At 54.6% G+C, this 13,044-nt stretch carries 12 protein-coding genes; 3 read left to right on the top strand and 9 right to left on the bottom strand.

Going from position 1 to position 13,044, the window contains the following annotated elements; genetic code table 11:
- Positions 1 to 110: 110 nt before the first annotated feature.
- Together fumA and MFP24_RS03015 are read right to left on the bottom strand one after the other, a co-directional pair.
- On the bottom strand, positions 111 to 1,754 hold the full coding sequence (gene fumA / locus MFP24_RS03010) for a class I fumarate hydratase FumA (protein ID WP_249229100.1): 1,644 nt from the start codon (positions 1,752 to 1,754) through the stop codon (positions 111 to 113).
- 436 nt (positions 1,755 to 2,190) lie between these two features.
- Positions 2,191 to 3,069 (bottom strand): LysR family transcriptional regulator, encoded by an 879-nt coding sequence (locus MFP24_RS03015; RefSeq protein ID WP_249229099.1) that lies wholly within the window; start codon positions 3,067 to 3,069, stop codon positions 2,191 to 2,193.
- Between the two features lie 140 nt (positions 3,070 to 3,209).
- Here MFP24_RS03015 and MFP24_RS03020 point away from each other — a divergent pair, with 140 nt between their 5' ends.
- Entirely contained in the window at positions 3,210 to 3,674 is a 465-nt protein-coding gene (locus tag MFP24_RS03020) for a multidrug/biocide efflux PACE transporter (protein ID WP_249229098.1), read from the top strand.
- 40 nt (positions 3,675 to 3,714) lie between these two features.
- Here MFP24_RS03020 and MFP24_RS03025 read toward each other — a convergent pair whose 3' ends face one another.
- Positions 3,715 to 4,395 (bottom strand): DNA-3-methyladenine glycosylase family protein, encoded by a 681-nt coding sequence (locus MFP24_RS03025; protein WP_249229097.1) that lies wholly within the window; start codon positions 4,393 to 4,395, stop codon positions 3,715 to 3,717.
- Between the two features lie 202 nt (positions 4,396 to 4,597).
- Here MFP24_RS03025 and ada point away from each other — a divergent pair, with 202 nt between their 5' ends.
- Entirely contained in the window at positions 4,598 to 5,692 is a 1,095-nt protein-coding gene (gene ada / locus MFP24_RS03030; RefSeq protein ID WP_249229096.1) for a bifunctional DNA-binding transcriptional regulator/O6-methylguanine-DNA methyltransferase Ada, read from the top strand.
- Positions 5,682 to 6,338, top strand: coding sequence for a DNA oxidative demethylase AlkB (alkB, locus tag MFP24_RS03035; protein WP_249229095.1), 657 nt, complete (start codon positions 5,682 to 5,684; stop codon positions 6,336 to 6,338). Before ada ends, alkB begins: the two co-directional genes overlap by 11 nt.
- 75 nt (positions 6,339 to 6,413) lie before the next feature.
- Here alkB and MFP24_RS03040 read toward each other — a convergent pair whose 3' ends face one another.
- From MFP24_RS03040 to MFP24_RS03065, 6 genes are all read right to left on the bottom strand, one after another.
- The gene (locus MFP24_RS03040; protein WP_249229094.1) at positions 6,414 to 7,940 is read right to left on the bottom strand and encodes an FAD-dependent oxidoreductase; all 1,527 of its coding nucleotides are present in this window, start codon (positions 7,938 to 7,940) and stop codon (positions 6,414 to 6,416) included.
- A 48-nt stretch (positions 7,941 to 7,988) separates the two neighbouring features.
- The gene (locus tag MFP24_RS03045; RefSeq protein WP_249229093.1) at positions 7,989 to 8,342 is read right to left on the bottom strand and encodes an FMN-binding protein; all 354 of its coding nucleotides are present in this window, start codon (positions 8,340 to 8,342) and stop codon (positions 7,989 to 7,991) included.
- A gap of 77 nt (positions 8,343 to 8,419) precedes the next feature.
- A complete protein-coding gene (locus tag MFP24_RS03050) occupies positions 8,420 to 9,796 on the bottom strand; it encodes an MFS transporter (RefSeq protein WP_249229092.1) in 1,377 nt (458 codons plus the stop codon).
- A gap of 7 nt (positions 9,797 to 9,803) precedes the next feature.
- A complete protein-coding gene (gene nrfD / locus MFP24_RS03055; RefSeq protein ID WP_249229091.1) occupies positions 9,804 to 10,763 on the bottom strand; it encodes a cytochrome c nitrite reductase subunit NrfD in 960 nt (319 codons plus the stop codon).
- Positions 10,756 to 11,460 (bottom strand): 4Fe-4S dicluster domain-containing protein, encoded by a 705-nt coding sequence (locus tag MFP24_RS03060; protein ID WP_249229090.1) that lies wholly within the window; start codon positions 11,458 to 11,460, stop codon positions 10,756 to 10,758. Before MFP24_RS03060 ends, nrfD begins: the two co-directional genes overlap by 8 nt.
- A gap of 603 nt (positions 11,461 to 12,063) precedes the next feature.
- Complete coding sequence (locus MFP24_RS03065; protein ID WP_249229089.1) at positions 12,064 to 13,041, bottom strand: alpha/beta hydrolase; 978 nt, start codon at positions 13,039 to 13,041, stop codon at positions 12,064 to 12,066.
- Positions 13,042 to 13,044: the final 3 nt, after the last annotated feature.

A 13,044-nucleotide genomic window follows, 5' to 3' on the forward strand; every position in this document is an offset into this window, starting at 1 on the left:
GAGATATGGAATCGTTTTCGCTGCGGCAAGCGCGGAGATGTTTCCAGTCAGGTCGCCAGGGGAAATCAAGATAAAAATACCCCGGCGTGATTTGCCGGGGTAATGGGCGTTTAACTACATTTTGCGCATTGGGAGGACTGGATTATCTGGTAGAAATCGTTGCCTTTATCATCAACCAGAATAAAGGCCGGGAAGTCTTCCACTTCAATCTTCCAGATGGCTTCCATACCCAGTTCCGGATATTCCACGCAGGTCAGGCTCTTGATGCTGTTCTGCGCCAGAATGGCCGCCGGGCCGCCGATACTGCCGAGATAGAAACCGCCGTGTTTGTGGCAGGCATCGGTCACCTGCTGGCTGCGGTTGCCTTTCGCCAGCATGATCATGCTGCCGCCGTTGGCTTGCAGCAGGTCCACGTAGGAGTCCATGCGTCCGGCCGTTGTCGGGCCTAATGAACCGGAAGCGTAACCGGCGGGGGTTTTCGCCGGACCGGCGTAGTAGATTGGGTGATCCTTAACGTACTGCGGCAGGCCTTCGCCGTTATCCAGACGCTCTTTCAGTTTGGCATGGGCAATGTCGCGGCCGACGATGATGGTGCCGGTGAGGGAAAGCCGAGTAGACACCGGATACTGCGACAGTTCTTTCAGGATTTCCGGCATCGGGCGGTTAAGGTCGATCTTGACCGCGTCGCCTTCGCCAGCCTGACGCAGCTCTTCAGGGATATATTTACCCGGATTGTGTTCGAGCTGCTCCAGCCAAACCCCTTTGCGGTTGATTTTCCCCTTGATATTGCGGTCGGCCGAGCAGGAGACGCCCATCCCGACCGGGCAGGACGCGCCGTGACGCGGCAGGCGGATAACGCGCACATCGTGGGCGAAATATTTACCGCCGAACTGCGCGCCCAGACCGAAATCGCGCGCGGCTTGCAGCAGTTCCTGCTCGAGGGCGATATCGCGGAATGCCTGACCGTGTTCATTACCTTCGGTCGGCAATTCATCATAATATTTGGTCGACGCCAGCTTCACGGTTTTCAGCGTGGTTTCGGCTGAGGTGCCGCCGACGACAAAGGCGATATGGTACGGCGGACAGGCGGCCGTACCCAGCGAGCGCATTTTATCCAGCAAAAAGGATTTCAATTTCTCAGGGTTCAGTAGCGCCTTGGTTTCCTGATACAGATAGGTTTTGTTGGCGGAACCGCCGCCTTTGCTGACGAACAGGAATTTATACTCTTCGCCCTCGGTGCTGTAGAGATCGATCTGCGCCGGCAGATTGGTGCCGGTATTGACCTCTTTGTACATATCCAGCGCGGCATTCTGCGAGTAGCGCAGGTTATCTTCGGTAAATGTGTTGTAAACGCCGTGGGACAGCGCGGCGGCATCATTGGCGCCGGTCCACACCCGCTGCCCTTTCTTGCCGACGATAATCGCCGTGCCGGTATCCTGACAGGTCGGCAGAATGCCTTTGGCGGCAATTTCAGAGTTGCGCAGAAATTGCAGCGCCACGTATTTATCGTTCTCGCTGGCATCCGGGTCGTGAAGAATGCTGGCGACCTGCTGCTGATGAGAAGGGCGAAGAAAGAAGGAGGCGTCATGGAAGGCTTGCTGGGCGAGAAGGGTCAGCGCTTCCGGTTCGATTTTCAGGATGTCCTGGCCTTCAAACTGCGTAACGGAAACGAAGTCGCTGCTAAGAAGGCGATATTCGGTGCCATCCTTACTTAGTGGAAAAGGATCTTGGTAATAAAAGGGTTTAGTCGACATTTTTTTCTCACTTGCGTTTGCATTATTAGTGGGTTTATATCCTGCATGATTTGCATAAGGCTTGACTGGCTGCATACGCATCGGGCACAAATGCAAAAGAAATAATCCCTATAATAGTATGGTTTTACGCCGGGTAGAACCACTTTGCTGCATCACATAATTGGCAAGAAAATTGGGAAAATACTTTTTATTTACAACCTCATGGGAAAAGTAAAATCATTGTAATGAAATAGCTTTAATTAGTGAAATTAGGTGGGTTAAGTAATTTATTTAAATTACTTAATTAATTTAATGGGGGTTTAAGCAAAATAACGCCTTAATGCGCGCGGTTAATTTTTTAAATCTATTGCCTGAGCGCAAAATAATATAAGCGAAACGCGGCGGAATCGCCATTGCAGCGTGGCGCTTTATTATTTCACGGGGGTGATTTTGCCGGTTAAATAGCGGCCCTGTCCTGCTGAGCCAGCAGGTTATCAATCATCCATAAGCCTGCCGGGCCGGGCGGATGGGGTTTAGACCAGGCGATATCCACTTCAATCAGATGCGGCCAGCCGGCGACGGGCAGCTCGACTAAAAGCCGGTGGCCGAACTGTGAAACCAGCCAGCGCGGCAGAATGCTCCAGCCGAAACCCTGTTCCGCCATTTCCAGCAGCATAAGATAGGAGGGCGCCGACCAGACGGCGCCCTCAGCCTGTAGCCTATCGCCGCGTTTATAGGTGTTGAGATAAAGCTGGCGTACGGTGGCAAGCTGGCTGCGGGTGACGTTTTTTTCGGCCGCCAGCGGGTGGGTGGCCGCAACGAATATCGCCATTTCTGTTTTTATCTGCGATCGGGAAACCGCGATGTCCGGCGGATAAGCGGGTTGCGCCCGCACCAGCCCGACGTGCGCGCGCTGGGATTGCAGCAAATCAATTACATCGTCATCTTCGGCAATCAGGCATTCAAACTCAATATCGGGAAAGCGCCGTGCGAAGCGTTGCAGCACCGGTTCGTAATGCATGGTTTTCCAGGTATCGGACAGTACAAAGGTCAGCCGGGGTTCAATATTGTCGGCCAGGCGGATCGCCAGTTCATCCAGCGCGTCGCTGGCGGCAAGGATTGCCTGCACGTAGGCCAGTATTTTTTTGCCCGCCGGCGTTAATGCGGGTTGATGCTTGGCGCGGTCGAACAGCGTCAGCCCCAAATCCGCTTCCAGATTGGCGATGGCGGTACTGACGGTGGACTGGCTTTTATGCAGATGCCGCGCCGCCGCCGAAAATGAACCGGTATTGACGGCGGCGATAAAGGCCAGCAAGGATTCTGGGGAATAGCGCATATCTCGCTCTATCGCTTTTATCGATGGATTCTAATTTTATTCTATCAGTTAATACGATGAAAATGGCCGGATTCAGCCACAAGAGAGGAATAAACGATTAAGAGAGGTCGTTACGAATGAAGATAAAAAATGAATGCGCCATGCAAAAGAAAACGCTGCGCGAACGCATTTTTCATGCGCTGGGATTTGAAATTATCGCCCTGCTGATTTGCGCGCCCGTCGGGGCCTGGGTGCTGAATAAGCCGCTATTTGATATTGGGGCGCTGGCGATTTTGTTATCCAGCGTGGCGATGATCTGGAACATGATTTATAACGCGGTATTTGACGGGCTTTGGCCCGCCGGCCGGGTTAAACGGCGCCTGCCGCTGCGGATGGCCCATGCGCTGGGATTTGAGGGCGGATTTATTTTTATCGGCCTGCCGCTGGCGGCGTGGATGCTGAATATTACGCTGTGGCAGGCGCTGATGGTGGAGATCGGTTTTTTCCTATTTTTCCTGCCTTATACCCTGGCATACAACTGGTGCTACGATATTCTGCGCGGGCGCATTATTCGCCGGCGCGCTATCCATGCCTGCCGCATGTCGGCGCATTCTCGCCTGCGCTGACGCTCGCGCGCCGGCGGATGTACGGCCGCAAGCCGCGGCGTCAGCGTTTCTGCCGCCACGTCGCTTTAAATTCCTGATACGCCGGCAGCGACGGAGCGCGCCATAAATACCACGAGGCGACGGTACGGTAGGGCCGGCAGGAATGGCTCAGTTCATGCAGCGCCCGCCGGGTCGGCGTTTCCCGCAGCCGGTAAACATAGCGCATCCCTTGCTTAATCCCCAGATCGTCCAGCGGCATAACGTCGGCGCGTTCAAGGGAGTAAATCAGAAACATTTCTACCGTCCAGCGGCCGATGCCTTTTAGCGCGCAAAGCCGTTCGATAAGGGTTTCGTCATCCATTGTCAGCGCCTGTTCCAGGGTAGGCACCGTTCCGCTAAGCGCGCCCTGAGCAATGGCGCGCAGCGTTTCGGCTTTCCGGGCGGAAAAGCCGCACTGTCTCAGCGTTTCGCTGGAACAGCCGGCTATTTGCGCCGCGCTGGGAAAGGCTTGTTCTGCGCCCTGGTGCAGTCGCAGCAGCCTGGCTATCATCGCATCGCCGGCTCTGGCGGTGAGCTGCTGGTAGGCCACGGCGCGAATCAACGCCTCATAGGGTTCCCGGTGCGGCGACGTTTGATGACGGCAGTCGCCGATTTGCGCTATCAGATCGGCCCATCGATCATTAATCGCGCCGAGATGTTCCCTGGCCTGACGGTCAAAATTCCACTGCTGCTCGAATGTCATAATACCCGCCCGGTGATAAAATTAAGCGTCAGAAAACCGAGCATAAGCGATTGTATGGCGATCGGCTATGTTATATGCGGCATCGGGCGGGAGGGCGGAATTAAAAAGCAAGATTCGGGCCTGTCGGCGATGTTTTTTCATCTTATGGTGGTTGCCGGCCGTTAAACAGGTTTTGCTACTCTAATTACGCGGGAGGTGAAAAATGAAATCCGGCGATAAACATCAGGATGACGATGCGCGCTGGCAGGCGGTACTTACGCGTGATAAAGCGGCGGATGGCGACTTTATTTATGCGGTGAAAACCACCGGCGTGTATTGTTCCCCATCCTGCGCATCACGCCGGCCGAGGCGTGAGAATGTGCTGTTTTTCGCCTCCGCCGACGAGGCGCAGGCGGCGGGATTCCGCCCCTGCAAGCGTTGCCGTCAGGGCAGGCTATCGCGGGAGGCGCAGCAGACGGAACAGATTACCCGCGCCTGCCGGATGATCGAGCAAACCGCGAAGCCCCCGGCGCTGCGTGCGCTGGCGCAGGCGGTAGGGCTGAGTCCCTTCCATTTTCACCGTTTGTTCAAGGCGATAACCGGCGTTACGCCCAGGCAGTATGCCGGCGCACATCGCCAACGGCAGGTGCGCCGACAACTGGCGAAAAATGACGCCGTTACCGCCGTGATCTTGGATAACGGCTATAGCGCCGCCGGGCGTTTCTACGCCGCCAGCGATGCGCAGTTGGGCATGACGCCGAAAACCTTTCAACATAAAGGACGGGGCATGACGATATATTTTGCCGTTGGCGCCTGTTCGCTGGGAGATATTCTGGTGGCGGAAAGCGAACGGGGGATTTGCGCCATCCTGTTAGGCGAAGATCCTCAGCAACTGGTCGATGAGTTGCAGGAGATGTTCGCCAACGCGCAGCTGGTGGGCGGGGATGCGGCGTTTGAACGACGGGTGGCGCAGGTCGTCGGCTTTGTCGACGCGCCGGAAATCGGACTGGCGTTGCCGCTGGATATTCGGGGAACGGCCTTCCAGCAGCGGGTGTGGCAGGCGCTGCGCGATATTCCGGTCGGGGAAACCGCCAGCTATAGCGATATTGCCGCCAGGATCGGTTCTCCCGCCGCGGTGCGGGCGGTGGCGGGGGCCTGTGCGGCGAACCGGCTGGCGGTGGCGATCCCCTGTCATCGGGTGGTGCGCCACGACGGTTCGTTGTCGGGCTACCGCTGGGGAGTGGCGCGCAAGAGCGCGCTATTGAGCAAAGAAGCCCTGGCAAAAGCCGCGGGGGAGCCGGCGCGTCATGAATCTTGATTTATTTGAGCAGGAAGAGCCGAGACGCTGGACGGAATCGCTGGCGCCCGGCGCGGTTATCCTGCGGGGATTTGTTTATCGGCAGGCCGCGGACCTGATGGCGGCGGTTAACGCGGTTGCCGGGCGGGCGCCTTTCCGCCATATGGTGACGCCGGGCGGCTATACCATGTCGGTCGCCATGACCAACTGCGGACCGCTTGGCTGGGTAACCGATAACTCGGGGTATCGTTACTCTGCCGTCGATCCGCTCAGCGGGCAGCGCTGGCCGCTGATGCCGGAAATATTTGCGCAACTGGCGCAAAACGCCGCCCGCGAGGCCGGTTTTGCCGATTTTGAAGCGGATGCCTGCCTGATCAACCGCTACGCGGTGGGCGCCCGCTTATCGCTGCATCAGGATAAGGACGAACATGACTATCGGCAGCCCATCGTCTCTTTCTCTCTGGGGTTAAGCGCGGTGTTTCTGTTTGGCGGCATGACGCGCGGCGATCGGGTACGGCGTTTGCCGCTGACGCACGGCGATGTGGTGGTGTGGGGCGGGGAATCGAGGCTGCGTTATCACGGCATTTCGCCGCTGAAGGGCGGACCGGTGCCGGCATGCCTGCCGGGGGAGTATCGTTTTAACCTGACGTTTCGCAAAGCCGGATAGCGGCAAATCGCCGGGGAGCCGGTATGGCGCGCCCATGCCTGGGGAGCGCCATACCGGTCCGCGATTTAACGCCGGTTACTTCTTGCTGAAGTGGATATAGTCGAGCGCATTTTCCGCCGCGATACGGCCTGAATTCAGCGCAAAGCCGAAGGTTCCGCCGCCCAGCAGCAAATCATAGGTGTCGCCGTACATGCCCGCGGCGTCGTTGCCCGTGACGTATAACCCGGGGATCGCCGCGCCGGTTTTATCGATGGCCTGCATTTTTTCATCGATTTTAACCCCGCCCAGCGTGCCCAGTGCGGCCGGTTGCATTCTGACCGCATAGAACGGGCCGGTTTTTACCGGGCGCAGGTAATCCATGTTTTTGTTAAACACTTCATCCCGTTTCTGGGCGGCGAACGCGTTGTTCTGTTCGATGGTCGCTTTCAATACGTCGGCATCCATGCCCATGGCTTTCGCCAGCCCGTCGATGGTTTTCGACTGGAAGACAAAACCACGGTTTTTCTGGCTTTCTTTATTAAACTCGTTATCGAACTTGGTTAATTTGGTATTGGCGATAACCCATTCGCCAATGGGAACATCAATGCCGTCTTCGACGTAATGCTTGCGGGATTGTTCGTCGAAAATGGAATACATGATGCCGCCGGCCTTCGATAACGCATTCCCCGAGTGCGGCCAGACAATAACGTTGGACTCGTCGGTGAAGCGGCGTCCGTGCTGGTCGACCCACAGATAAGGCTGGCGGGCGGCGGCCAACAGATGCGAGCTTGGCGTATAGTCGGGCAGGCCGGGGCGATAGGCCTGCAGTAAGCCCATGCCGTCCGGTTTGGCGCCGGCTTTCCAGGCCATATTAATCCCGTCGCCGTCTTTACCGACGTTGCCGACCATGATGGTGTCCGGGAAGGCGGCGTATTTCTGCAGCATCTCTTTGTTGTTGGCATAGCCGCCGGTGGCGATGATGACCGCTTTGGCCTCGATCTGGAACTGATGGCCTTCGCTGTCTTCGGCGGTGACGCCAGTCACTTTGCCGTCTTTAACGATCAGATCCTTACCCGCGACCTTGACCAGGGTGGTGACATCCATATTTTTGAACTGCTCATGGAAAGTCTTGATTAAATGGCGTCCGTGGCCGGGGCCGTCGATAACGTGCCAGGTCAGCATGCCGCCGGGGCCGCCGGGGCCGATATATTCAAACTCGATGCCTTTGGATTTTACCCACTCGATGGTATCCGCCGAGCGGTTGACGAACGCCCGCACCACAAACGGATTCGCCAGCCAGTGGCTGTATTCCATAATGGTTTTGAAGGCCATATCCGGGGTGACGATAATGCCCTGACGTTTTTGCATGGCGCTGTTGGCGGCGAAAATACCTTCGGCGAAGTTACCGGTGCCGCCGACAATGGGCTGTTTTTCCAGCAGGACGATTTTGGCGCCTTTCTCCGCGGCGGCCATGGTCGCCGCGGTGCCCGCCGCCCCCGCGCCGATGATGACCACATCCGCGCTTTTGGGGATGACCGGTTTTGCGCTTTCCGCATGCGCGGCGGACAGCCCCATTACTGATATGCATAGGGCCGCGAGCAGATTTTTTCTGAATCTTTGCATGGTGTTTTCCTTGGAATCATTAAAACGCCGTGGTAATGGAGTGATTCGTTATTTGCCGATTTTTGCTTGTGAATAGGCCTCTTCGGCGGCTTCAAGTACCGCGCCGCTGGTAATGCTGGCGCCGGATACGCCGTCAACGTCGATGCTCTGTTTTTCCGTCATCGCTTTGGCCAGTTCTTTTGCCGCTTCGCCGCCGACTTCCGGCGTTTCATCCGGCGCGTCAATGGTGGATTTGGTTATTTTCCCTTTATCGTCAACGTCAATGGTTACGGTGACATCGCCGCCGAGCCCTGGTTTTGCCGCGGAATAGGTTCCGGCTTTAAAATTGCCTGTATCTTGTGCGACGGCGCTGCCGATGGTTAAAAAAAGGCAAAGAGAGAGCGCACCTGGTGATGTTTTCATATCAACGGTTCCATTTGGTTAGGTTTTATATAAAAGTCATTGGTTATTTACCGCAAAAAATAATAATTTTTTCTCTGTTATCTCCCGTGAATAAAGTGATGTCCGTCATCTTCGTTGAGATGCTTGAATATTAAGCAACAAATGGGTAATCCAATGCCGAGTAATAAAAACAGCAGGCTAAAGCTGTTTAAATTAAAGATAACTTCAAATTGGGACAGAAAGCGTAATGCCGGAAAGGTGAGCGCCATACTTACCATTACCGAAATTAGCTGCGTTATGGTCAGCACATTATTGCCGCTATTATAGGTGGAATTGCTCAGATTGCTGAATGCCAGGGTATTTTCCGCGGAATGCAGCGTCGATATTAATATACCCAGGATGGTGGCGATAATGCCGATTTGCATCATCGATTTTTCCTGCACCGCGAAACTCATGGCCAGAATAAACAACGAGGTAAATCCGGTAGTCGCCATCAACAGCCGGCGGTAACCTATCTGTTTGATTATCGGCTCAAAAAGTACTTTCGACAGTAAGGCTCCGGTGGAAAACAGCAGCAGGATAATGCTGGTTTCCACCGGTTTGCAGTCCAGCGTCGTTTGCAACATCAATGAGAGCACCACGGGCGTGGAGGACAGCAGCACCCGGGTTAATATTCCGCCGAAGATACCGATGGAGAAGGTTTTTATTTCAAACAGCGCGGCGGGAAACAGGGTCTCTCTTTTGGTGATATCCCGTTTGAAATAAAGAAACGCCAAACCGGTTGCGGACAAACAGAACAGGATGGCGACAGGCGTGGGAATAATGTTTTTAGGCATGGCCGTGAGCGTGAACGCGGCCAGAAAAAGCATTAATACCAGCAATACCAGCCCGTAAGGATCGGCCTGGCGCTCCACGCTGACCGCTTCGTCGGGAATATGTTTTTTCGCCAAAAAAAGACAGATAAAAGATAGCGGAATATTGGCCATAAAAATAACCCGCCATGAAAACAGATTAACCAGAAAACTGCCTAATACCGGGCCAATCATGGTGCCCAATAAACCGAGCAGGGTAATGCGGTTAAGAAATATCAGTTTCATAGCCTGCGGCGTGGTTCTTAATATCACGGTTCTGATAATAGGCAGCATCAGCGCGCCGCCGATCCCCTGAATAAAACGAAAGACGCTCAGGCTGATAATGGAATTCGCCGTTACGCACAGCAGCGACCCCAGCGTAAATATGCCGATAGCCAGCAGATAGGTTTTCTTTTCGCCTAAACGCTCAGACAGCCAGCCATTGACCGGTGTGAAAGCCACCACGGTGATGACGTAGGAAATCACGATCATTTCCATACGCAACACCGGTTGATGCAGGGAGTCGGCGATGGCCGGAATGGCGATATACAGCATGGTGGTATCCAGGGATTGCATAAAAAAAGTGATGGATGCAATCCAGAATAGGACCCATGATGTATTCATCATCGCCTCAGGCCACCGTCATTTGTCCGGCATAGAGCACGAACATGCGCAACAGGAAAACGCCCAGCAGGCTTAACGCAGCCATCGCCGCGAGGCTGCCTCTGCCTGGCTCCCGGTTTTTGCGCATAAAGCTGGCGATTAACGGAACGGCAATCCCCAGCCCGATGATGCCGATCCAGAACACGCCGCCCCAGAAGCCGGTGAGCGCGGTATGCGCCGCCACCGTTTTTTGCCCGCCGCCCAGAATAAGGCCGATAAAGAAGGCGAACAGCAGAAACACTTCGGCATAGATAACCGGATTTTCTATTTTATGAATAAAGTGCATGGTGGCGGTATTGCCGGAGGCGCTACGGCTGATGGCGTTGGCCAGCATCGCCACCGCAATGCCGGAGGTGGTGCCGGACGCCAGGAACAATACCGGTAACACCGGGTTGTTTAACAGCGGGAACGATTTCAGCGCGGAGAGCAGGAAACCGGTATAGCAGCCGAGCAGCACGGCCAGCACCAGCAGCGTTTTTTCAATCAGGCCGGCTTTACCGGCGATCGCGCCGGTGACCTTTTGCGCCAGCGCGGTGAGCGCCGGACGACGGATTTTGCTTTCAATCAGGCGGAGTAAAGGCTCGCGGTAGAGGTTGATAATCCACAGGGCGATGACCACAAAGTAGACCTGAAATAACATCACCCCGAGCGACATGATGGAGGTGGGGCTGTAGAAAACCATCAGGTACCAGAATGTCAGCGGACGGGTAAGGTGAAAAATCAGAATCAGCAGACCGATAATAACGGCCAGTGGGGCGACGATCGCGGTGGATTTTATAATGTTGTTGCCGCCGTTATATTCGGCGGGCACATAGTATTTAATCAAAATCGACAGCGACACCATTCCCGCGGAGATGCCCACCAGCAGCAGATAAATGGCGATGGGCCAGTCCCATACCAGGGAATCAAAATAAAAGGCGTTATGCATTGTCTACTTCTCCCCGTCTGCCCGGTACGCGATAAAGTTGCGGCTCGGTGCCGAGATAAACTTTTGACCGATAGGTCGCATTGCTCTTGATCATTTTCGAAATATCGCTTTCGGGGTCGTTCAGATCGCCGAACACCAGGGCTTTGGTCGGGCATACTTCAACGCAGGCGGGCTGTTTCCCGGCGGCCAGATTGGTTTCCCGGCAAAAGTTGCATTTGTCCGCCGTTTTGCTGACCGGATTAATAAAACGCACATGATACGGACAGGCGGCGATGCAGTAGCGGCAGCCGACGCAGCGTTTATCATTGACGTCGACGATGCCGGTTAACGCATCTTTAAATGAAGCGCCGGTCGGACATACGGAGACGCAAGGCGGGTTTTCGCAGTGCTGACAGGATTTGCGGAAATATTGCTTGAATGCCCGGGTTTTCCCTTCGGCCGGGAGATCGACGGTTTTAAGTATTTCCAGCCGGGTGACGCCGTCCGGCACGCTGTTGGTGGTTTTACAGGCGCCGATACAGGCATTGCAGCCAATGCAGCGTTGCTCATTGTGCAGCAGACCATATTTGACGGCGGTGGATTTGGCGGTTTTCGCGGGTTCATCCGTGGTCTGCGCCAGCGCCAGGCTGGAATTCCCGGTTACAACAATAGCGCTTCCCAGGTAAGCGATAAAACGACGACGAGAGAATTCTTCCATAACATAACCTTCACATTGAAACTGCAGCCATTCTGAAAGCGGTACCGATATCAAAAATCGTCGTGATAGGCTTCTGGCGGATTCGCGTCATCCTGACGGTAAACGAGACAATCCTGCGCCATGCGACAAAAAACCTATTGGGGAAAGTGGTACCGATTTGGCATCAGAGGTAAATTTTTGACTTAAAATATTCCGGTTCCGATAGCTTACTTACCCGTAATCCATATTCTTTTTATTGTTTTTATTTGACCATAGGGCCACGAGTATAGTTGTGCTCTTAGTCACATTTATTTCTTTGTATATCTATATAAAACTCATCTCAATCTATTATAAATAGCTGTTATTTAGATAAGTCGCCCGACTGTTCAATTCGATAGGGGCTGAATCATCTGCAACATAATGAATCACTTTTTAGCGAATGATTTTTATTTGTATTGGCGTTTGTTAATGGGTTCAACAATAAGGTAATTGATTTGTGATCGGTAAGCGTTTATTTCACTAAATTGAGACCACGATCGGAAATTTATTTATCCCGTTAAAAATCGTTAGCGCCTTTATGGCGCTAACGCCGACAATAAATATTGCAAAGATGTTAATTCGCTATCAGGGTTTCAGATGTTTATCGAGAAAACGAATGGTGATTTGCATGATATCCGGCTGCAGCCAATGCGGGCCGCCGTGTACCGCCCCCTTGACGATATAATAGCTGGAGGCGATGTTTTTCTCGGTCAGCGCCTGGTGTAGCCGCGCGGTTTGCCGTGGCGATACAATCTCATCATCCGCGCCGTGCATAATCAGGAACGGCGGCGTGGCGCTGCTGATGTAGTTAATCGGATTGGCCGCCGCCGCCCTGTCCGGATTGCTGGTGATGGCGCCGCCCTCATCGAATACGGCGGTCCCGTTAACCCACATGGCTTCGGTCGCCGAGGCGGAGGTGTGCTTTTGGACAATGCTGTCCGCCAGCCCTTCGCCGACCAACGTAAGATCGGACAAGCCGTAGAAATCGATCACCGCCTGGACCTGGCTGCTTTGATCGAGGTTTTCGCCTTTATCAAACTGCGCGTCGCCGTTTGTCGTACCGGCAAACGCCGCCAGATAGCCGCCGGCGGAAGAGCCGAACACGGCGACGCGCCCGCCGTCGATGCCAAACTTCTCGGCATTGGCGCGCAGATAGCGAATCGCGGATTTCACATCTTCCAGCGGCGAGGGGAAAAGCACCACCGGGGCGACGCGGTATTCCATGCTGGCGACCACATAGCCGGCCTCGGCGATTTTGAGACGCTGTTGCAGGTAGTTGTCTTTGTTGGCATGAATAAAACCGCCCCCGGTAATATACAACACCACGGGCAGCGGTTTTTTCGCTTCAGGCTGCAGGATATCCATTTTCAGCGCCACGTTGGGAAAGCCGCGGCTCGGAACCTGGGAAAACACCACATCGGAAATCAGTTTTACCGATGGGACGGCGGCGGGATTAACGGTCAGCTCATGGGCAGCGGAGGCGGCGGCCGCCGTATTGCTCAAGCAGGAGACGCCGACCATCAGGGCGGTCAGCAATATTTTTTTAGCGTTTGGGTGGATCATGAT

The organism is Brenneria tiliae (genome assembly GCF_023347575.1).
In the GTDB taxonomy this organism is placed as follows: domain Bacteria; phylum Pseudomonadota; class Gammaproteobacteria; order Enterobacterales; family Enterobacteriaceae; genus Brenneria; species Brenneria corticis.